We start from the raw sequence: 19817 nt of genomic DNA, 5'->3' as shown, positions 1-19817 counted from the left end.
GTGAGTTAGCTGCGAGTTGTTGAGTCTTGTGGTGGTTTTTCTTCGCCGTCTAAACCAAAGCGCTCGTCGAGCACACCGGGATCAGTGGGTGAGGTTTTTGCTGCATAGTCCCGAGGCGCTTCTACCACCACGGTGTCTGCGTCAATGGTTTCGTGCTCGGGCTCTACCGGCGCCTCCAGAGACTTAAATTGCGCGGCATCGCCATCGGAGCACAGCTCCGAGGCACCTCCAGCTATATGCTCGTATACGTCCCGATAATTGGCCGTTAGTGCATTTAATTTGTTTGCAGTGTCAGCGAAATGCGCATTCACGCGAGTTTCGTAGCGCTCTCGGGCGGCCTCTGCCTGTTCCAGTTTCTCGCCCAGATCTCTAGCGGTCTGGCTGCCTGGCGCGGTGCGTCGTCCGGTGAAATAGCCGATTATCAGGCCGATGACAGCGCCAGCGATGGCGATGAAAAGAGGTTCATCCATACCGGTATTCACAAACAAGTCCTCGCAAGGTCAAAGTGTGGGGTAAGTATAGCGTTGCTACGCAGTAGCTTGATAGTGAGATTGCAAAAAGTGGAGCTGCACGAGTAAGGTAGCGCGCCCCAAACACTGGATGAGAGGATCGCGAGGTTTTTGCTCGCGCCGATATTGTGCTGACACCCTGGCAGCGGTACCAAGAAGATCTCAAGCGCGATGACTTCAGCCATGATGCCGCGCAGGAGGCGGCCGTGCGTCGCCTGCAGGATCTCTATGATCGAGTCATTGATCGACATGCGCGAAGCAACAGCCTCGCAGGGCGGCTGAGTCGCCGGTTTCGTCGAAGCTCTCAGCCCGAGCGAGGCCTCTATTTTTGGGGCGGGGTAGGGCGCGGCAAGACCTATCTGATGGACGCTTTTTACGAAAGCCTGCCCTTTGAAAAAAAGCTGCGAGTACATTTTCATCGATTTATGCAGCGGGTGCACCGGGAGCTCAGTGACTTAGAGGGAGAAAAGAACCCCATAGAGCTTTTGGGCCAGCGACTCGCCGAGGAAGCGGAGATCATCTGTTTTGACGAGTTTTTTGTCAGCGATATCGCTGACGCAATGATTCTCGCCAATTTTCTTCAGGCGATCTTTCAGCGCGGGATTGCTCTGGTAGCTACGTCAAATATAGCGCCGGAGGGGCTTTACGAAAATGGCTTACAAAGAGCACGTTTTCTGCCTGCCATAGCCTTGCTGCAGGAGCACACCGAAGTACTGACCGTTGATGCAGGCATTGATTACCGCCTGCGGACTCTGGAGCAGGCAGAGCTTTATCATCACCCCTTGGGCCCTGCAGCGGATGCCAGCCTTACTGACAGCTTCCAGCGCCTCGCCCCGGATTCGATTCAGCATTGGCAGCGTATAGAAATCAATGGCCGCTACCTCACCTGCCGCTGCCTGGCCGATGATGTTGCCTGGTTCGAGTTCGCAGAGTTGTGCGACGGTCCGCGTTCGCAAAATGACTATATTGAGTTGGCCAGAGAGTTCCATGCGGTGATCCTTTCCGGCGTGCCCAAAATGACGGCAGCGCAGGATGACCAGTGTCGGCGGTTTATTAACCTGGTGGATGAATTCTATGACCGGAGCGTAAAACTCGTGATCGCCGCCGAAGTTCCGGCATCGGAGCTTTACAGCGGTACGCGACTGACCTTCGAGTTTGCGAGAACGGAGTCTCGTTTGTTCGAAATGCAGTCCCACGATTATCTTGCTCAGGAACACCGCCCTTGAGTGCGGCTCCATGTTGAACAGGGCGCCCAGGAATCGTGAAGAAAACCATCTGCCAATCTTATTGAAATTCCGGCTTGCCATACCCCCGGGGTTTAAGTAGTATTCGCGCTCTTTTTTTGGCCCTTTTGAGGCGAAACCCAATGAAAACTTATAGCGCTAAAGTCGGCGAAGTCAGCCACGACTGGTATGTCGTTGACGCAACTGACAAAACACTGGGCCGTTTGGCCAGTGAAATTGCCCATCGGCTTCGCGGCAAGCACAAGGCGGAGTACACTCCTCACATCGATACCGGTGACTACATCGTCGTTATCAATGCCGAGAAAGTGCACGTCACCGGTGCCAAGCGCACTGACAAGATGTACCACCGGCACACGGGTTATCCCGGTGGCCTGAAGTCCATGTCTTTCGAAAAGCTGATCGACAAAGCGCCGGAGCGTGTTATTCAGGGCGCCGTCAAAGGTATGTTGCCCCGCAATCCGCTGGGGCGTGCAATGTTCAGCAAACTCAAGGTATACGCCGGCGAAGCACACCCGCACGCCGCGCAGCAGCCTCAGCCGCTGCAGGTCTAGGAGAAACAATGAGCGCAACTCAGTATTACGGAACCGGGCGTCGCAAAACCTCTACAGCGCGAGTTTTTCTGCGCAACGGCGGCGGCGATATCACAGTTAACCAGCGTCCTTTGGACCAGTACTTTGGCCGGGAAGTGGCTCGCATGATCGTGCGTCAACCACTGGAACTGGTTGATCTGATTGGCAAATTCGACATTAAAGTCACTGTCGAAGGTGGCGGTAGCTTTGGTCAGGCGGGCGCGATTCGCCACGGTATCACTCGAGCTCTTATGGAGTACGACGAGTCTCTGCGTGGCAATCTTCGCGCTGCAGGATTCGTAACTCGAGACGCGCGTGAAGTTGAGCGCAAGAAGGTCGGTCTGCGCAAAGCGCGTAAGCGTCCACAGTTCTCCAAGCGTTAATTTGGCCTGCGGCAGGGCCGCAACGCCAAAAAAGCCCGCCCGGAATATCCGGCCGGGCTTTTTTTATGCTGTGGATTTGTCCAAGTTTTGAGACAAATCAAGGGTTTGTGGCGTAAAAAGCGCGCTCTTTCCTTGTTTGAGAGGCTTAAAGTCTTTACCATTCGTGCGCCCGGAATCTCGCCATCCTAGCGACGTTATTGTCCGGCTTTTGGTAGAACTTTATTCGCCTCTGCCGCGTATCACTATAGAGATCGTCAGGGTTTAGGCAAACAGGAGACCAATCGATATGTCCAGTGCCACAACGGCCAGCGAAAACGCTGAGTCTGAGGTCGACAACAAACGTCGTCGTTTTTTGACGGTTGCCACGAGTGCTGTTGGTGCAGCGGGTGCTGTGGGAATCGCAGTGCCGTTTCTCGGCTCTTGGAATCCGTCCGCCAAAGCCAAGGCTGCGGGCGCGCCAGTTAAGGCCGATATCGGCAAGCTGGAGCCAGGTCAGATGGTTGTCGTAGAGTGGCGCGGTAAGCCCGTCTACGTTGTTCACCGTACTGCGGAGATGATTTCCAATCTGGATAAGGTGGACGGTGATCTGAAAGATCCCGATTCCGCGATCTCAAAGCAGCCTGCGTACATTTCCAGCAAAGAGCGGAGTATTCGTCCGGAACTGCTGGTAGTGGAGGGGCTGTGTACACACCTTGGCTGTGCCCCAAAGTATCGCCCGGAAGTCGGTGCTGCGGATTTGGGTGGAGACGCCTGGGTGGGCGGTTTCTTCTGTCCCTGCCATGGTTCCAAGTTTGATCTCGCCGGACGTGTGTACTCAGGTGTCCCGGCATCTGCAAACCTGGTGGTACCCCCATACTCATTTGAATCACAAAGCGTCCTAGTTATTGGCGTTGATGCGGAGGCAGTCTGATGGCCAACATGCTGATCGGATTACGCGATTGGGTTGACGAGCGTCTGCCCATTACGCGTGCGTGGAATACGCACATGGGCGAGTACTACGCGCCCAAAAACTTTAATTTCTGGTACTACTTTGGCGTCTTTTCGCTGTTGGTACTGGTGAATCAGCTGCTCACGGGCATCTGGCTGACCATGAACTACACGCCCAGTGCAGAAGAAGCATTTGCATCGGTGGAATACATCATGCGAGATGTGGATTACGGTTGGCTGCTGCGTTATATGCACTCAACCGGTGCCTCGGCGTTCTTCATTGTGGTTTACCTACACATGTTCCGGGCCATGATTTACGGTTCTTACAAGAAGCCGAGAGAATTGCTCTGGGTATTCGGCATGCTGATCTTCGTTCTGCTCATGGCGGAGGCCTTCGTGGGGTACGTACTGCCCTGGGGGCAGATGTCCTATTGGGGCGCGCAGGTGATCATCTCTCTCTTCGGGGCAATCCCCGTAGTAGGAGAAGATATTGTCACCTGGATTCGCGGTGATTACCTGATTTCAGGCATCACTTTGAATCGATTCTTTGCCCTGCATGTCGTAGCGCTGCCGATAGTGCTTTTGGCACTGGTTGTTCTGCACATCCTTGCGCTGCACGAAGTGGGTTCAAACAACCCCGATGGTGTGGAAATCAAGAAGAACAAGGGGCCCGACGGTATTCCTCTGGACGGCATTCGTTTTCATCCGTATTACAGCGTGCACGATGTGCAGGCCATTGCGGTGTTCTTGTTTGTCTTTTGCGCCATCATGTTCTTTATGCCAGAGATGGGCGGATTCTTCCTTGAGTACGCTAACTTTGAAGAAGCCAATGCCCTGAAGACCCCGGATCATATCGCCCCAGTTTGGTATTTCACCCCATTCTATTCAGTGCTGCGAGCGGTGCCGGATAAGTTCTGGGGGTTCATAGCTTTTGCGGCCAGTGTTGCGATTCCGTTTGTACTGCCCTGGCTTGATCGCTCGCCTACCAAATCCTGGCGTTACCGTGGAAACCTCAACAAGGTGATGTTGGTGTTGTTTGTAGCGTCGTTCCTGATCCTTGGCGTCCTGGGCGTAAAGTCGCCCACACCAGCGAGAACGTTTTTGGCACAGATCTGCTCGATCTTTTACTTTGGCTTCTTCCTGTTCATGCCCATCTGGTCGAGCATGGATAAGCCCAAGCCAGTGCCTGAGCGGGTAACCATGGACGGCGGTATCGGAATCTTCGGATCCCTGGCCGGCCTGATTCTGATTCTGGCGCTGACCTTTATTCCTTTGAAGGTTGTGGGCGCTGAATCGGCTTTTGACTGCGGCACCATGCCCTGCGATCAAGTGGAGCTGGATATAGAAAATAAAAGCTCCCTGCAGAACGGTGCTAAGGTTTTTATGAACTACTGCATGGGCTGTCATTCGCTAAAATATGCGCGGTACAACCGCGTGGCGGCCGATCTGGGAATTCCTGAAGACCTGATGCTGGGCAATATCATCGCTGATCCGGATGTAAAAGTGGGTTCGCTGATGGATAACGCCATGGATATCGACCGTGCCAAAGTGTGGTTTGGTGCTGCGCCACCGGACCTGACTCTGGTAGCCCGAGCGCGTAATCCCAATTGGCTATATACGTATCTGCGAACGTTCTACCAGGACCCCACTCGGCCCTATGGCGTTAACAATCGCGTGTTTCCCAATGTCGGTATGCCCCATGCATTGCTGGAACTGCAGGGTATGATGGCGTGTGCGCCGACTGCATCGCACGGCGAGATGGACCCGCTTTCGGGTACCGCCATGTCGGATCACAGCGACCCCTGCGGTACGCTGGAAGTGGTTGAAGATGGGCGCATGTCCATGGACGAGTATGACGAGACAATTTACGACCTCGTTAACTTCCTGGGCTACGTTGCCGAGCCCATGAAGGCGGATCGTCAGCGCATCGGCATTTATTCGTTACTGTTTATCGCGATATTCTTCGTTTTTGCGACCCTACTTAACCGAGAGTACTGGAAAGACGTACACTGACCGCAAGCTAACAGCGGCTAATAAGCCAAGAGAGCGGTGGCGAACAGGGGCAAAAACCCTGCGCCGCCGTTCAGTTGTTTTGGTAGCCTCCTAAAACGCACGTTAAAAGCATCATATAGGCGTATTGACCCCCATGATTTTTTATTCAGATCCGACTTCACACTTCAGTCACCGCGTACGAATTGTTCTGGCTGAGAAGGGCGTCACCGCCGATATCATTGATGTGGATCCCGCGCATCCGCCGCGTGAGATGTCCGAGCATAATCCCTACAACTCTTTGCCAACGCTGGTAGACCGTGAGCTTTCTCTCTACGAAACCCGCGTGATGATGGAGTATCTGGACGAACGCTTCCCGCACCCCCCATTGCTGCCGGTATACCCCGTGGCACGTGCCGAGAGTCGTCTGTTCATGCATCGCATCGAGCATGACTGGTGCACGCTGATTGATTCAATTCAAAACTCCCGCAGTGACAATGTGGTGAAGCGATCGGTCAAGGAGTTGCGTGAGGGTATTTTGGCAATCGCGCCGATCTTTGCAGAGAAGCCGTTCTTCATGAACGACGAGTTCACGCTGGTTGATTGCTGCATCGCTCCCATTCTATGGCGTCTGCCCACCTTGGGAATCGATATTCGGCCCAGTAAGCAGTCCAAGCCACTGTTTGCTTATATGGATCAGCTGTTTAAGCGCGAGTCGTTTCAACAGAGCTTGACCGAGCAGGAACGCGAGATGCGCCTCTAGGCGCCGCCGGGTAACTCCGTGAATTCGAGTCGACCTTATCTGCTGCGAGCCCTTTATGAGTGGATAGTCGATAATGACTGTACGCCCCACGTCATAGTAGATGCAGAGGCGCCCGGCGTGGATGTTCCAAAAGACTACGTAAAAGACGGGCAGATTGTGTTGAATCTCTCTCCGTCTGCCGTGATCGAGTTGCAACTGGCAGACGATTGCGTGAGTTTCAATGGTCGCTTTGGCGGCAAACCCACAGATGTCTTTATGCCTATGGCAGCGATTCTTGGCATTTATGCCAGAGAGAATGGCCAGGGTATGGCCTTCGAACCTGAAGAAGACGATGACGGTCCAGCGCCCGAGGGTGGAAACGAGCCCACACCATTTCGCCGTGCCGGGAAGCCAAGTCTTACGGTGGTTAAGTAAGCTCTCGAGTCTGGCGCTGGTCCGGGAGACAGCGCCTAGTCGATGTACTCAAACAAACGAACAACGCGCTGAACGCCCGATGTGTCGGCGGCCTCTTCGGCGATTCGCTCGCCTTCCTCACGCGTGACCATGCCAAGCAGAAAGACAACCCCGTCTTCTGCGACGACCTTGACGCGAAGTCCAGGAGTGTCTCTGCTCGTTAACAGGAATGTTTTTACCTTATTGGCGATCCAGCTGTCCGACGCTCGGGTCATCGCGGAGCTCGCGGCGGCCACCTCTAGTTCATTGTAGATACGCCGAACATCACGAATTTTGCGTACTACGTCATTGGCTTTTTGCCTGAGTTCTTCATCGGGCACCTGTCCGGCAATAAGTACATAGCCGTTGTAGCTCTGGATTACGAGGTGCGCCTGATCAAAGCGGTCATCCGCTGCATGGAGATTCACCACAGCTTTAGTCTCGATAGATTCGTCGGCGATTCGCTGGGAAAAAGTGCGCTCACCCGGATCGTCCTCTATAGCACCGGACTCGAAGGTAGCAAGTATGGACCCGCAGCCCTGGAGCAAAGGCAGGCTTGTAAGGATCAGGAATCCCAGGGTGGTCGCTGGAGATGCGCGGCGCGACATGGTCAGTTTATTCTCCTAACAAAATTTGTTTAATCTGTTCTTGCAGGCAGTGACTCGACATCAGGATAAGTTCACTGCGTAAATCCGAATCTTCGGTATGTAGTTCAATGCAGGTGACACCGTCGACTCGCACCGTTTCTGACATCGCAATTGTCACAAGGTTTCTTTTTTCGGCAAATTCGACTGCGCGGTAGGCCAGAGCAGCTCCCGGGCGGCTATCGATGCACAATAATATGTCTCCGTCTCGAGAAAGGGTGCGAAGGTCTCGCCACATTTGGTCGCCGCCGCCCTCAATATCGCTACAAAAGGCTAGCGCAGGAAGCGCCGGGCCTGGCTCCGGGGGTGTTCTCAGGATCGCTGCCACATGTGCGGCCAAAGTGGCGTCTTCTTTGCAGCCACACACCAGTACCTTGCGATCTTCAAGCACGGCTTGGGTAAGCAAGGTCGTAGCTGCTTCCAGACCCGGGGCCATACTGTCTACCGCTCCGGCAATAGCGTCGATGCGGCGATGAAAACTTGCGGCAATACTCTCGTAACTTTGATCGGTCATGATTGCAATGCTCGAGCACCTGATTGCACAGCTGTTAGCCAGTAGAGTCTGTTTAGCTTATGAATGCGGCCTGAATCCAGCGTGCCTCCAGGCCTTTTGCAGCGTCCCTGGGTTCCCAGGCGATCACGTCGAAGCGACATGGCAAATGGCGCCATTGCGGGTGTTGTTTGAGGAAATAAGCTGCGCACCGATTAATTCTACACTGCTTTGCCCGGTTCACCGAGGCTGCCGCTCCGCCGTGGCTACTATGACTTCGCGCGCGGACCTCGACAAACAGCAGGCGGTGCTCGTCAAAAGCGATGAGATCGATTTCGCCGGCCTTGCATCGATATTGCCGGCTTAGGATTTGCAGCCCATAGGTCTCTAGCAACTCAGCGCTGCGCGCTTCAAAATCATCTCCGTTTAACATCAGCTGTACCCCTGTGAGCGTTCGCTTACACCTGCTTCTCTGTGGGCAGGGCCGTAAGGGGTAAGTCTAGGTCAGCGGGGGCGAAGCACGCCTCGGTTAAATTCAGCCAGATTTAATCTACGGTTCAGAACGCCCTCAGGCGATGCGCGTAATTCGGCAGTGAGCCCAAAAAACATCGGGGCAGCGGTGCTGCGCATACGCCACCAGCGTCGTGCGAGTGCATAGGCATCTGCACCGAGCGCGTGCAAGGCGGCGGAACTGCTCTTGGAGTCTGCCCCGGGGAGCGTGCTTTCGTCCAAACGCCAGGGCATAGCCAGCAGGCGCAAGCCCCCCAGATCTCGATTCAGACTGGTGTTGCCGCTGCCGCTATCGGCGGTCGAGAGCGAGTACACGGGTAACTCGCCTGCATAGTGATAGTTGATGAGCGGCTTGAGGGCTCGAGCTTCATCACTGCTTTTGCTAAGGAGAAAGATACTGTCCAGGTCGTCCCGGCGTCGGCCGGTGGTTTCGATTCGCTCAGAAAACAGACTGCGCAAGGCTGCGCTGCGCTTTGCGCTGTCTCCGAGACCCAGAGCATCACGGACGGCATTGGAATGGGTGTTGGGCTTGCCATAGATTGCGGTGGTGGGCAGCTGTCCTCCCAGCTGTCGCCATTGTTGGGCCAGCGCTGTTTCCATACGGTCACCCCATTCGCCCTCGGGGCGGATGAGCAAAGCGCGACGAGCCCCTCCCGCGTAAGCGTCTGTCGCGAGCTGACGCGCTTCGTCTTCTGGAGCAAGAGAGAGCAGGAGTGCACTGGGGTTGTTTTGCTGAATAACTTCTGGACGATTTAGCGTCAGAACAGGCACGGCCAGGTCCTGTTTGGCGAGTAGTTCCTGTACTTGTGTTTTCCCCAGGGGACCCACGATAAGGTTTGCACCCTTCGCCTGTGCCTCGGCATAGGCATCGCTAACGCTGTCAAAGCGCCGGCTATCAAGTACGTCGATGCTCAGGCCTGGTTCCTGGCTGGCAAAGAACGCGGCGATAAAGCCACGACTTACTGCTTCCCCCGCCTTCGCCAGGGGGCCGGAAAGAGGAAGGACTAGCGTCAGTTTTGTAGTCTGGGCATCCTGAAGAGCGGCCTCTCGCAGCGCAGTGGCGTGAGTTCTGGCCATATGTTCAGGGTACTGCGTTTCCCAGGCAGCTAGAGCTGCGGCACTGCCCAGCGCGTCATCGAGCGCATTTGCAGCGGCCAGTTCCAGCCACGCTTGAGTGTCCGTATTGCTTTCTGGGCGCTGTGTAGCTCCGCTTCGACTGACTTGCTGGGCTGCACTCCAGATGGCGTCGGCGAGCACGGGGTTAGCGGTGATACTCGTGGTACTTAGTGACAGTAACTGCAGGCTCAGGGCTAGCTGCGCGTCGCTATCGTGCCTGGCTCCGGCTAAGTCGAGTTCATGAGAGAGTAACTCCAGCTGGAGGTCGTTTGGCAGGCGTCGCGATTTAAGGTCGGCTAATGCTATTTCATGGCTCTGTGTATCGCCTCGCAGTAGGGCAATGCGCGCTTTGTAATAATCGATCCACAAAGAGCTTGTTGCATCTGTCTCGGGTGCCGCGCTTGGGGGATTCTCCGCTGAACCGTTGGCTATGGTCTCCATCTGGGGGAGCGCCAGAGTGGCGGCCAGCCAGTCGCCGTTTTCGAGTGCTGCGCGTGTCGCGGCGAACAGCTCTCGATCCATTGAGTCGATCGATGCGTCAGGGAGTGAGGCGCTATCTTGCGCAGGCGCAGCAGTGCTGTCCGGGACGTTAGCTTCCCCGGGGAATCCTGCGCGACTCGGTAGGCTTCCCGGTGTCGATCCGCAGGCAGCGAGTAATCCGGCACACAGTGCCCAGATCAGACCTGTACGCCAGCAGTGGGGCGAACTCAGCATGCTATCCTCGATTCTTGGAGCACGTTATTTACCGTGCTGATGTTCGCATTATAAGGAAGCTTGTCGCACTTGGAACCGGCGCTATACATCGTTGCTACGCCTATTGGTAATCTGGGTGACATTTCCCGGCGGGCGCTGGAAGTTCTCTCTGGCGTAACTTGTGTCGCCGCAGAGGATACTCGGCGAACCGGACAGCTTTTGAGCTCCGAGGGGATTAAGGCTCGCATGGTGGCGTACCACGAGCATAGTGCGCCAGCGGTGGCTGAGCAGCTCGTTGCTCGGGTGGCCGCGGGAGAGTCGGTGGCCCTGGTGTCGGATGCGGGAACACCGACGATATCAGACCCAGGGTATCGATTGGTCAGGGTAATGCAGGATGCGGGCTTAAAGGTGGTGCCGATACCCGGTCCCTGCGCCGCGATCGTGGCTCTGTCGGCGGCGGGCTTACCCAGCGACCGTTTCGCTTTTGAAGGGTTTCTTCCGAATAAGGGGGAGGCGAGGCGCCGCCGTTTGGAGTTACTTGCGGGTGAAGACGCTACGCTGATTTTTTACGAAGCTCCGCATCGTATTCTGGCTACGCTTGAAGATATGCAGGAGGTCATGGGCCCCGGCCGTGAGGCTGCTTTGGCTCGAGAGCTCTCCAAGAGCTTTGAAACCATTCGTCGGGCACCGCTTTCAAAGCTCTGCGATTGGGTTCGTGAGGATGCCAATCAGAGTCGCGGTGAGATAGTGCTGCTGTTGTCGCCCGCGCGCAGCGAGTCCGATGTGAGTATTGAGCCGGCACTGGGAGAACTGCTGCGGGGCATGGCGGAGCATATGCCTGCCCGGCAGGCGGCCAAGCTCTTGTCGTCTTACTCCGGCGTGCGAAGCCGACAGTTGTATGACTACTTGCTGGAGCATCGTCAGGAGTAATTCCTGATCCGGCGCTGTTTTAGCGCTTGCACGCTTACGATGGGGTCGTTAACCTGCGCGCGGAGTTGGCCAGACGATCGCGGTGTTGTGCGTCTTTGATGTGCAATACGGAGGAAAGTCCGGGCTCCATAGGGCAGGGTGCCAGGTAACGCCTGGGGGGCGTGAGCCCACGGAAAGTGCAGCAGAAAGGAAACCGCCGAGCTTTGTGTTCGGTAAGGGTGAAAAGGTGCGGTAAGAGCGCACCGCGCGGCTGGTAACAGGCGTGGCGATGGTAAACCCCACCTGGAGCAAGACCAAATAGGAATCCGTTGGCTGCGGCCCGCAGTGGATTCGGGTAGGTCGCTAGAGGCGAGCGGCGACGCTCGTCCCAGATGAATGATCGTTCTCGACAGAACCCGGCTTATCGGCCGACTCCTCTAAATTCGAAAGCCTCATGATGCGAAAGCTTCATGAGAGCCACCCCGGACTTGCTTAGGCAGACGGCAGGCTCTTGAGCTGTTTGCGCATCTCCGGTGGTGAGGCAGACGGCAACCCTTTGAGCTGCTCGCGCATCTCTATCGTCATCAGCGTTAGATACCGCGCTCGAGGGACGCTTCGTTTCTCAGTCGCTATGGGCGGCCCGACCCTGCTTTACTCGAGCTGCTCGCGCATCTCCATCGGCTCAGAGTATTAAACACCGCGCTCGACGGCCGCTCGAGCAAAGCGGCGCCGAACCGCCCAGGAGACGTGAGGGCGTGTTGCGGTTGATCTGCCGCCGTGGATGCGGAGCTGACGAAGGTGAGGCGGGCGGCGGCCCTTTGAGCGTCCGTCGAGCGCGTTTAATAGTGCTGAGGCGTTGCTGGAGATGCGCGAGCAGCTCAAAGGGCTGCCGTCTGCCTCACCGCTGAAGTTGCGCCTGCAGCTTACCCGTCTCGCCGATTTCAAGACTCATGGCCAGGTCGTTCGTGGCGCAAATCGAGAGATTTTTGCTTATTGCGCCCTAGTAGATGAATCTGACCCCCTTTCTTTAGACGGAATTCGCCTAAAACCTCGTAATAAAATAAGCAAACGAACTTTAAGTTAAAGTAAATACTTAGCTTAATGCTTTAGATGGCTGTTTTTGTGATTTTTTACCGTGTCACAGCGACGCTAAAAACCCCTCGAAATCCACGCTGTTTGACGTCCAAACCCCTGAAATAACAGGCTTTTTTGTGATCTCCAGCTTGACTTGAGCTTTGTCGCAGACCTATAGTGTCGATAAGTGGAGAGAAGTGGGAAATTCTGGTGATTTGTGGAAATCACTGGAGTAAAGGGGTTAATAAGAAGTGTTCCGTGGTGTGCAGCACATCAATATGGATGCAAAGGGTCGCCTGGCGATTCCTTCGCGTCAGCGTGAGCCGCTGCTTGAGCAGTGTGCTGGCGAAATTGTTGTGACTATCGATACCCAGACCTCCTGTTTATGTATCTACCCGCTGCCCGCTTGGGAGCGTATTGAGCAAGACCTGCAAAAGCTCCCCTCTCTTAATCCTGCCGTAAAACGATTTCAGCGTTTGATGCTTGGCTATGCAACGGACATTCAGCTCGACAGTAATGGTCGCATGCTTTTGCCGCCTTCTTTACGTGAATACGCCCAGCTCGACAAGAAGCTGGTGCTGGTCGGTCAAGGCAACAAGATGGAGCTCTGGAGCGAAAACCTCTGGATCACCGAGCGTGATAAGGCGCTGGAAGACGTCGGGGTGGATGAGCCATGGCCCGACGAGCTGATGAACCTGCCGCTCTAGATGGCAGCCCCTCATGAAACGGTATTGTTGCACGAAGCGGTGGACGCGCTGGTAAGCAGCCCCGCCGGCCTTTATGTCGACGGTACCTTCGGGCGCGGCGGGCATAGTCGAGAAATCCTTGGCAGACTCAATGCAGAAGGCCGCCTATTTGCCTGCGACAAGGATGAAGAGGCTGAGCGCGACGCTCTGGAGCTTGCTACCCAGGATGGTCGTTTTAGTTTTGCTCGCGGATCCTTTGCTGCCCTGCCTGCCTTGCTCGCGGAGCGTGGGTTTGGTCCTGTGGACGGTATTTTGCTGGACCTGGGTGTATCCAGCCCCCAGCTTGATCAGGCGGAACGCGGTTTTAGCTTTCAGCAGGACGGTCCCTTGGATATGCGTATGGATCGCAGTCGCGGCGAGTCCGCTGCAGATTGGATCGCCAGTGCCTGTGAGCAGGAGATTATTGACGTTCTTCGCGATTACGGCGAAGAGCGGTTTGCGCGTCGCATAGCCGGCGCCATTGTGAAAGCTCGATCCGAGGCACCGCTAACGAGAACCTCTCAGTTGGCTGCTATTGTCAAGGAGGCGCATCCGCGCTGGGAGAAGCATAAGCACCCGGCAACTCGAGCCTTCCAGGCTATCCGGATTCGTGTCAACCGTGAGCTTGATGACCTTGCGCAGTTGCTGTCTGTGGCCCTGTCGGTGCTGGGGGTCGGTGGGCGTCTGGTGGTAATCAGTTTTCACTCGTTGGAAGACCGTTTGGTAAAACGCCATTTGCGGGACATGAGTCGTGGGCCGCAGCTTCCTCGCAATCTGCCGATTCGCGATGTGGAGTCCGGTGCACAAATGCGGCTGCTGGGTAAGGCGCTGCGCGCGAGTGAAGATGAGGTGGCGGGGAACCCGCGGTCTCGCAGTGCAATTATGCGTTGCGCGGAGAAGCTCGCGTGAATCCCTCGACTGCGAATTCGTTGTGGATAGGCCTGGCCCTGCTGCTGGTTATGGGTAGCGCCTTTTCCATTATTGGCAGTACACACGTTTCACGCAGCTTCTATGCGCAGCTTCAGGATTTAGAGGCTCGGCGCTGGTATCTCGAGGAAGAGTACAGTCGGCTTCTTCTTGAGCAAAGCACCCTGGCATCGCACTTTCGTATAGAAAGCGAGGCGGGGGATTCGCTGGGCCTTGCTGCGCCCGGGCACGATCAAACGCGCTTGGTGGCTAAGTGACTAAGGCTGCAAAAATAAAAGTGCAGCACTGGCGTGGTCATGTCGTAATCGCACTGCTGGTTATGATGTTTCTTGCTCTTGTGGGGCGGGTCTTGTCGCTGCAGGTGCTGGATACGGGTAGAGGCGTTGACTTCCTGAAGAAGCAGGGCGACATGCGCATGCTTCGTACCGCTGAACTGCCGGCCTACCGAGGTCTGATTACGGATCGCAGGGGGGAGCCTCTGGCCGTTAGTACCCCCGTGATATCGCTCTGGGCCAATCCGAAAGTGCTCGCGACCAGCGAGCGACTGCCGGAGCTTGCTGAGGCGCTGGACTTAAGCGCCGAGGATTTGGAAGAGCGTCTTGCTCGCTATGCCGGCCGACAGTTCATGTATCTGCGTCGACACCTGGTGCCGGACCGTGCACGAGACGTTCTGGCTCTCAAGATTTCGGGTGTGCGTGCTGAGCGTGAGTACCGTCGGTTTTATCCCGCCGGCGAGGTTGCTGCGCAGCTGGTGGGTATGACCAATGTCGATGGCGCGGGGGTTGCTGGCTTAGAGCTTGCCTACGATGAGTGGCTGCGTGGTCATCCTGGCAAGAAGCGTTACATTAAAGATCTTCACGGTGATGCGGTTCGAGATATCGGTGTTATCGAGCCCGTTCGTCCAGGTCGCAATCTACAGCTCTCTATCGATTTGCGTCTGCAGTATCTGCTCCATCGTGAGCTTAGCCGTGCGGTTACGGTGACTGGCGCTGAGGCTGGTGTGATTGTCACTATTGATAGCGGTACGGGTGAAGTGCTTGCCAGTGCGAGTTACCCCGACTTCAATCCCAATAATCGCAGCACTGTGACTATGAGTCAGACGCGCAATCGCGCGGTGACCGATGTCTTTGAGCCGGGCTCTACGATGAAGCCCTTAACGTTGGTTGCTGCCCTTGAGTCGGGGCGCTACGAGACCTCGACGCTCATTGATACGAGCCCCGGACGTATTCGCGTAGGTAGAAAGGTTCTTCCTGATCCCCGCAACTATGGCGAGATCAGCTTGTCCCGAGTGGTCGAAAAATCCAGTCAGGTGGGGATTACCAAGGTTGCTCTGGATATTGGTCATGAGCCTATCTGGGATGTGTTTAATCGTTTTGGTTTTGGTCAGTCCACCGCGACTGGATTTCCTGGTGAGAGCGCCGGATTGCTCCCTCAGCGTCCCCGTTGGCGTCCGATCGAACAAGTAACCTTGGCTTTTGGCTACGGCCTGACGGCAACACCTTTGCAGCTTGCTCGGGCCTACGCGGTGTTTGCCAATGGCGGAATGCTGCCGGAGCTGTCACTGCTGCGCCGGGAGGCGGTAGACGTTCGCAGTGAGCGTGTGGTTGATGCCCGGATAGCGGCCGATGTGCGGGGCGTACTGCATGAGGTGACGGGTGATCAAGGTACTGCTCGCAAGGCTCGAGTTCCCGGATATCAGGTCGGTGGTAAGACCGGCACTGTGCATAAAGTGGGTGCCGGCGGATATTTGGACGATCAGTACGTTGCGCTCTTCGTGGGTATGGCTCCCATCGAAGACCCGCGCTTTGTGACTGTCGTGGTGCTGGATCGCCCCAAAGGCGATAGCTATGGCGGTGGCGCCGCTGCCGCGCCAGTGTTTGCTCGAGTGACAGCTGAAACATTGCGTCTCATGGGTGTTGCGCCCACCTTGGCGCCGCCGACAGAAATGCTTGCCGCAACGGTAGTCGGGGGTGATGCATGACTCCGGGTGTGACTGAGTTGCGCAGTTCTTTGCCGGTACTCTTGGAAGGTATGGCGACCGATGTGCCGGCGCTGGACGTGGCGGCACTGCGTTTAGATAGTCGACAGGTGAGTAAGGGCGATTTATTTATTGCGTTGCGCGGTCATGCGCACGACGGCAGAGAGTTTCTTGCGCAGGCGGCCTCGTCGGGTGCCGTAGCGGCGCTGGTGGAGGATGAGCTCCCCGCCACGCGATCGCCGCTTCCTACTGTTGTGGTTCCGGACTTGCGCTATCGACTATGTGAAATTGCAGGACGGTATTTTCGTGAGCCCAGTCGCGAGATGCAGATTACCGCAGTGACAGGTACCAATGGTAAAACCACGGTAAGTCAGTTGTTTGCGCAGCTGGTGCGCGGCGCTGGCTATGATTGTGGGGTTATCGGGACTCTGGGTTCTTCTTTGGACGGCGGCGTTCACCGCAGTGTGCACACCACACCGGATTCCATCCAATTGCAGGAAATTCTGGCTGGCTGGGCGGGTCAGGCGGTGCCCTTTGTAAGCATGGAGGTTTCCTCTCACGCGCTCCAGCAGGGGCGTCTCAACACTCTGGATATCGATTCAGCAATTTTTACTAACCTCACTCGGGATCATCTGGATTACCACGGCGATATGCAATCCTATGGTGATGCAAAGGCGCGTTTGTTTGCTTTTGAGTCACTGCGCACTGCTATTTTGAATGCGGATGACCCCTTCAGCCGGACCCTTGTGCAGAGAATTTCATCTGAAGTTTCTGTGCTGCGCTATGGCATTGAAGATAGTTCTGCTGACGTACGCCTGAGTAATCTGCAGTTGAGCAGCGGTGGGCTTCGGTTTCGCTTCTCGAGCCCCTGGGGTGAGGCAGCCCTTAAGTGCCCACTGCTTGGGAAGTTTAACGCCATGAATCTGCTGGCGGCATTGACCGCAGCGCTGCAGGCGGGTTTGCCATTCTCTGCCGTGATAGCCGCGGTAGAAGGCCTGCAATCAGTATCGGGTCGGATGGAGCCGCTGCGCGTTCCCGGCGCTCCGCTGGTGGTTATTGACTACGCGCATACTTCCGACGCATTGCGACAGGTGCTTCTTGCGCTTCGTGAGCAGTGTGCAGGCAGTCTTGTGGCGGTGTTTGGATGCGGCGGAGATCGAGATCGCGGCAAGCGAGCGTTAATGGCCGAGGCGGTCTCAGCGACTGCGGACCGAGCGGTAATTACCAGCGATAACCCTCGAAGCGAAGATCCATTAGCGATCATCGCTGATATTGAATCATCTATGGACGGTGATTATCTCGTCTGTGAGGATCGTGCGGAGGCGATTCATCTGGCTATCGACTCTGCGGGCCCTAAAGACTGTGTTCTGATTGCCGGGAAGGGTCACGAGGACTATCAGATCATTGGTGAGCAGCGCCTGCCCTTCAGTGATACCGAGGTTGCTCAGCAGGCCTTGGCGAGGTTGGCCGCATGATGTCTGCGCTGACACTTGCAGTCATCGCTGAGCGATTGGGCGCGGCTTTTAATGGGGCGCCGCTTCAGTTTTCGGGTGTTGCTATTGATTCTCGGCAGGTATGCCCAGGTGATCTGTTTGTTGCTTTGCCCGGAGACCGCGTGGACGGTCATGATTTTATTGATGCTGCCATTGCCCAGGGAGCTATAGCGGTTCTGGTTGAGCGACCCGTAAAGGCATCGGTTCCCTGCTTGTTGGTATCGAGTTGTCTGAAAGCACTCTCGGAGATTGGGCGGGCCAGCCGCGATTTTTCTAGCAGCGTCGTGGTGGCAATCACCGGTAGCTGCGGTAAAACCACGGTCAAAAACCTGTGCCGCAGCATTTTTAGTGAAGCGGGGCCGACGGTGGCGACCGCTGGTAACTACAACAATGAAATCGGCGTGCCTTTGACCCTTGCCAGACTTCAAGACGAGACGCGCTACGCGATAGTCGAGATGGGGGCCACGCGACGCGGAGACATTGCGCATCTATGTGCCTTGGCCCGACCATCCATCACCACCGTTTTGAACGCTATGGAAGCGCATCTGGAAGGTTTCGGTACGGTCGCGGATGTGGCGGACATCAAGGCTGAGATCTACGACGGTCTGGGTGCCAGCGGAACGGCCATACTGAATCTGGATCAAGCTTGGGTGCCGCTGTGGCAAGGGCGAATAGCCCGGTCGGGCGCTAAAACGCTGAGCTACTCTCTTGATGATCGCAGCGCTGATCTGTTCGTATCAGATCTGCGTGACCACGGGCTGCAGGGAAGTGCTTTCACATTGCATTTCAGCGGTGAGAGTCGAGAGCTTGAGCTTGCCTTGCCCGGGCGTCACAGCGTGGCTAACGCCCTGGCCGCCGCTGCTCTTGCCACTGCTTCGGGACTCGAACTCGATCAGATAGTTGCAGGTCTTACAAAGGCTCAAGCAGAGCCCGGTCGCTTGCAAAGCGAGTCCCTGGGTGGCGATAAAACCTTGATTGATGACAGCTACAACGCAAATCCTGGTTCTGTGCGTGCCGCAATCAGTTTGCTTGCGGCCACCCCCGGCAGCAGCCTGCTCATACTCGGAGAAATGCTGGAACTTGGCGCAGAAAGCGCCGAGCATCATGCACAGATGGGTGAGTTAGCGCGGCTTCAGGGGGTCACGCACTTCGTTGGTGTGGGCGAGGCAGTGCGCCCAGCAGTGGAGGCTTTTGGGTCTGGCGCTCAGTGGTATGGATCCCGGGAAGCATTAAAGCCACAGCTGGGTGAGCTCCTGGACGCCAATGACACGATTCTGGTGAAAGGCTCCCGCGGCGCAGCAATGGAATCCGTGTTGTCCGCACTTCGCGATCTTGCCAGTGAGGTGAGCCCATGTTGATGCTTCTGGCAGAGTACTTCGCGCAGTTTGAGTCCGGTTTCCGTGTGTTTCAGTATCTGACTTTGCGAGGCATTTTGGCGGCGGGAACAGCGCTGCTTATTTCCCTCCTTGTTGGTCCGGTGATGATTCGCCGTCTGAACTACCATCAGGTGGGGCAGGCCGTTCGCAGCGACGGCCCCGAGACGCATCTGGGTAAGTCGGGTACGCCCACCATGGGTGGCGCTCTGATTCTTGTTGCCATCGCTATTAGCACTTTGCTGTGGGCGGATCTGTCCAATGCCTATGTATGGGTCGCCTTATTGGTTACCGCGGCCTTTGGTGCAGTCGGCTGGGTAGACGACTACCGCAAGGTTGTCGAGCGAAACCCCCGGGGACTGCCGGCTCGCTGGAAGTATTTGTGGCAGTCCATTGCTGGGTTGGCGGCTGCGCTGTTTTTGTACTTCACCGCCGATAGCCCCGTGACCACGCAGCTGTATATCCCGTTTTTCAAAGATGTGGCGATTGCTATGGGCGCATTTTTTGTAGTGCTCACCTACTTCGTCATTGTTGGTGCCAGCAATGCTGTGAATTTGACCGATGGTCTTGATGGACTGGCTATCTTGCCCACGGTACTTGTAGGGACGGCGCTGGGGCTTATTGCTTACCTCACCGGCAACGTGAATTTTGCCGACTACCTGCAAATTCCCTACGTGGCAGGGAGTGGTGAGCTGTCGGTCTTTTGCGGCAGCATCGCGGGTGCGGGCTTGGGATTCCTGTGGTTCAACACTTATCCCGCCCAGGTGTTTATGGGTGATGTGGGTGCGCTGGCGCTGGGTGCAGCTCTGGGTACTGTCGCGGTGATTACTCGCCACGAAATCGTGTTTTTTATCATGGGCGGCATCTTCGTATTGGAGACGGTCTCGGTCATCCTTCAGGTGGCGTCCTTTAAGTTGACGGGCCGGCGACTATTTAGAATGGCGCCCATTCATCATCACTATGAACTCAAGGGCTGGCCGGAGCCTCGAGTGATTGTCCGCTTCTGGATTATCACTGTGATGCTGGTGTTGTTCGGCCTTGCTACATTGAAGCTGCGGTGATGGGAGCA

General features: G+C 56.1%; 20 protein-coding genes and 1 other RNA gene. 16 read left to right on the top strand and 5 right to left on the bottom strand.

Annotated features, from left to right (window positions below):
* Window positions 1–5: 5 nt before the first annotated feature.
* Window positions 6–482, bottom strand: a complete 477-nt coding sequence (locus R0135_RS07360; protein ID WP_407349605.1) for a YhcB family protein — start codon at window positions 480–482, stop codon at window positions 6–8.
* A 155-nt stretch (window positions 483–637) separates the two neighbouring features.
* On the opposite strand from R0135_RS07360, the gene zapE reads away from it, so the two are divergent.
* The 7 genes from zapE to R0135_RS07325 all read left to right on the top strand — a co-directional run bounded on the left by zapE (window position 638) and on the right by R0135_RS07325 (window position 6798).
* Entirely contained in the window at window positions 638–1735 is a 1098-nt protein-coding gene (gene zapE / locus R0135_RS07355) for a cell division protein ZapE (RefSeq protein WP_407349604.1), read from the top strand.
* Between the two features lie 140 nt (window positions 1736–1875).
* Window positions 1876–2304 (top strand): 50S ribosomal protein L13, encoded by a 429-nt coding sequence (gene rplM / locus R0135_RS07350; RefSeq protein ID WP_407349603.1) that lies wholly within the window; start codon window positions 1876–1878, stop codon window positions 2302–2304.
* Window positions 2305–2312: 8 nt separating this feature from the next.
* Window positions 2313–2705 carry a 30S ribosomal protein S9 gene (gene rpsI, locus R0135_RS07345; RefSeq protein ID WP_271562632.1) on the top strand — a complete coding sequence of 131 codons (393 nt, stop codon included), beginning with the start codon at window positions 2313–2315 and terminating at the stop codon, window positions 2703–2705.
* 286 nt (window positions 2706–2991) lie between these two features.
* The gene (petA, locus tag R0135_RS07340; RefSeq protein WP_407349602.1) at window positions 2992–3615 is read left to right on the top strand and encodes a ubiquinol-cytochrome c reductase iron-sulfur subunit; all 624 of its coding nucleotides are present in this window, start codon (window positions 2992–2994) and stop codon (window positions 3613–3615) included.
* Window positions 3615–5645: a ubiquinol-cytochrome c reductase gene (locus R0135_RS07335; protein ID WP_407349601.1), complete on the top strand. Its 2031-nt coding sequence runs from the start codon at window positions 3615–3617 to the stop codon at window positions 5643–5645. Before petA ends, R0135_RS07335 begins: the two co-directional genes overlap by 1 nt.
* Before the next feature lie 133 nt (window positions 5646–5778).
* Window positions 5779–6384 (top strand): glutathione S-transferase N-terminal domain-containing protein, encoded by a 606-nt coding sequence (locus tag R0135_RS07330; RefSeq protein WP_407349600.1) that lies wholly within the window; start codon window positions 5779–5781, stop codon window positions 6382–6384.
* Between the two features lie 18 nt (window positions 6385–6402).
* Window positions 6403–6798 carry a ClpXP protease specificity-enhancing factor gene (locus R0135_RS07325; RefSeq protein ID WP_407349599.1) on the top strand — a complete coding sequence of 132 codons (396 nt, stop codon included), beginning with the start codon at window positions 6403–6405 and terminating at the stop codon, window positions 6796–6798.
* A gap of 35 nt (window positions 6799–6833) precedes the next feature.
* Here R0135_RS07325 and R0135_RS07320 read toward each other — a convergent pair whose 3' ends face one another.
* From R0135_RS07320 to R0135_RS07305, 4 genes are all read right to left on the bottom strand, one after another.
* Window positions 6834–7424, bottom strand: a complete 591-nt coding sequence (locus R0135_RS07320; RefSeq protein ID WP_407349598.1) for a BON domain-containing protein — start codon at window positions 7422–7424, stop codon at window positions 6834–6836.
* 7 nt (window positions 7425–7431) lie between these two features.
* Window positions 7432–7974 (bottom strand): phosphoheptose isomerase, encoded by a 543-nt coding sequence (locus tag R0135_RS07315; protein ID WP_407349597.1) that lies wholly within the window; start codon window positions 7972–7974, stop codon window positions 7432–7434.
* 52 nt (window positions 7975–8026) lie between these two features.
* On the bottom strand, window positions 8027–8383 hold the full coding sequence (locus R0135_RS07310) for a YraN family protein (protein WP_407349596.1): 357 nt from the start codon (window positions 8381–8383) through the stop codon (window positions 8027–8029).
* A 71-nt stretch (window positions 8384–8454) separates the two neighbouring features.
* The gene (locus tag R0135_RS07305; protein ID WP_407349595.1) at window positions 8455–10290 is read right to left on the bottom strand and encodes a penicillin-binding protein activator; all 1836 of its coding nucleotides are present in this window, start codon (window positions 10288–10290) and stop codon (window positions 8455–8457) included.
* A 69-nt stretch (window positions 10291–10359) separates the two neighbouring features.
* Between R0135_RS07305 and rsmI the strand changes: the two genes are divergently transcribed.
* From rsmI to mraY, 9 genes are all read left to right on the top strand, one after another.
* Window positions 10360–11199, top strand: coding sequence for a 16S rRNA (cytidine(1402)-2'-O)-methyltransferase (rsmI, locus tag R0135_RS07300; RefSeq protein ID WP_407349594.1), 840 nt, complete (start codon window positions 10360–10362; stop codon window positions 11197–11199).
* A 61-nt stretch (window positions 11200–11260) separates the two neighbouring features.
* An RNA gene (gene rnpB / locus R0135_RS07295) (RNase P RNA component class A) lies at window positions 11261–11618 on the top strand.
* Between the two features lie 885 nt (window positions 11619–12503).
* Window positions 12504–12959 carry a division/cell wall cluster transcriptional repressor MraZ gene (mraZ, locus tag R0135_RS07290; protein WP_407349593.1) on the top strand — a complete coding sequence of 152 codons (456 nt, stop codon included), beginning with the start codon at window positions 12504–12506 and terminating at the stop codon, window positions 12957–12959.
* Window positions 12960–13886, top strand: coding sequence for a 16S rRNA (cytosine(1402)-N(4))-methyltransferase RsmH (gene rsmH, locus R0135_RS07285; RefSeq protein WP_407349592.1), 927 nt, complete (start codon window positions 12960–12962; stop codon window positions 13884–13886). It begins immediately after the preceding gene.
* Window positions 13883–14161: a cell division protein FtsL gene (ftsL, locus tag R0135_RS07280; RefSeq protein WP_407349591.1), complete on the top strand. Its 279-nt coding sequence runs from the start codon at window positions 13883–13885 to the stop codon at window positions 14159–14161. The genes rsmH and ftsL overlap by 4 nt, the downstream gene beginning before the upstream one ends.
* A complete protein-coding gene (locus R0135_RS07275; RefSeq protein ID WP_407349590.1) occupies window positions 14158–15885 on the top strand; it encodes a peptidoglycan D,D-transpeptidase FtsI family protein in 1728 nt (575 codons plus the stop codon). The genes ftsL and R0135_RS07275 overlap by 4 nt, the downstream gene beginning before the upstream one ends.
* Window positions 15882–17357, top strand: coding sequence for a UDP-N-acetylmuramoyl-L-alanyl-D-glutamate--2,6-diaminopimelate ligase (locus R0135_RS07270; protein ID WP_407349589.1), 1476 nt, complete (start codon window positions 15882–15884; stop codon window positions 17355–17357). The genes R0135_RS07275 and R0135_RS07270 overlap by 4 nt, the downstream gene beginning before the upstream one ends.
* Window positions 17354–18733 (top strand): UDP-N-acetylmuramoyl-tripeptide--D-alanyl-D-alanine ligase, encoded by a 1380-nt coding sequence (gene murF, locus R0135_RS07265; protein ID WP_407349588.1) that lies wholly within the window; start codon window positions 17354–17356, stop codon window positions 18731–18733. The genes R0135_RS07270 and murF overlap by 4 nt, the downstream gene beginning before the upstream one ends.
* Window positions 18727–19809, top strand: a complete 1083-nt coding sequence (gene mraY / locus R0135_RS07260; protein WP_407349587.1) for a phospho-N-acetylmuramoyl-pentapeptide-transferase — start codon at window positions 18727–18729, stop codon at window positions 19807–19809. The genes murF and mraY overlap by 7 nt, the downstream gene beginning before the upstream one ends.
* Window positions 19810–19817 lie beyond the last annotated feature (8 nt).

The sequence above is a fragment of the Congregibacter variabilis genome, assembly GCF_045689235.1.
Taxonomy (GTDB): domain Bacteria; phylum Pseudomonadota; class Gammaproteobacteria; order Pseudomonadales; family Halieaceae; genus Congregibacter; species Congregibacter variabilis.
Note: the sequence above shows the minus strand (reverse complement) of the source record. Positions and strands in the feature narration are given on the sequence as shown.

What these genes read in the sequence shown, in the direction of transcription:
- R0135_RS07315 (WP_407349597.1), bottom strand. Translation starts at nt 7,974, where the DNA reads ATGACCGATCAAAGTTACGAGAGTATTGCCGCAAGTTTTCATCGCCGC.
- R0135_RS07330 (WP_407349600.1), top strand. Translation starts at nt 5,779, where the DNA reads ATGATTTTTTATTCAGATCCGACTTCACACTTCAGTCACCGCGTACGA.
- rplM (WP_407349603.1), top strand. Translation starts at nt 1,876, where the DNA reads ATGAAAACTTATAGCGCTAAAGTCGGCGAAGTCAGCCACGACTGGTAT.
- rpsI (WP_271562632.1), top strand. Translation starts at nt 2,313, where the DNA reads ATGAGCGCAACTCAGTATTACGGAACCGGGCGTCGCAAAACCTCTACA.
- murF (WP_407349588.1), top strand. Translation starts at nt 17,354, where the DNA reads ATGATGTCTGCGCTGACACTTGCAGTCATCGCTGAGCGATTGGGCGCG.
- R0135_RS07305 (WP_407349595.1), bottom strand. Translation starts at nt 10,290, where the DNA reads ATGCTGAGTTCGCCCCACTGCTGGCGTACAGGTCTGATCTGGGCACTG.
- R0135_RS07335 (WP_407349601.1), top strand. Translation starts at nt 3,615, where the DNA reads ATGGCCAACATGCTGATCGGATTACGCGATTGGGTTGACGAGCGTCTG.
- R0135_RS07320 (WP_407349598.1), bottom strand. Translation starts at nt 7,424, where the DNA reads ATGTCGCGCCGCGCATCTCCAGCGACCACCCTGGGATTCCTGATCCTT.
- R0135_RS07310 (WP_407349596.1), bottom strand. Translation starts at nt 8,383, where the DNA reads ATGTTAAACGGAGATGATTTTGAAGCGCGCAGCGCTGAGTTGCTAGAG.
- petA (WP_407349602.1), top strand. Translation starts at nt 2,992, where the DNA reads ATGTCCAGTGCCACAACGGCCAGCGAAAACGCTGAGTCTGAGGTCGAC.
- rsmH (WP_407349592.1), top strand. Translation starts at nt 12,960, where the DNA reads ATGGCAGCCCCTCATGAAACGGTATTGTTGCACGAAGCGGTGGACGCG.
- mraY (WP_407349587.1), top strand. Translation starts at nt 18,727, where the DNA reads ATGTTGATGCTTCTGGCAGAGTACTTCGCGCAGTTTGAGTCCGGTTTC.
- R0135_RS07270 (WP_407349589.1), top strand. Translation starts at nt 15,882, where the DNA reads ATGACTCCGGGTGTGACTGAGTTGCGCAGTTCTTTGCCGGTACTCTTG.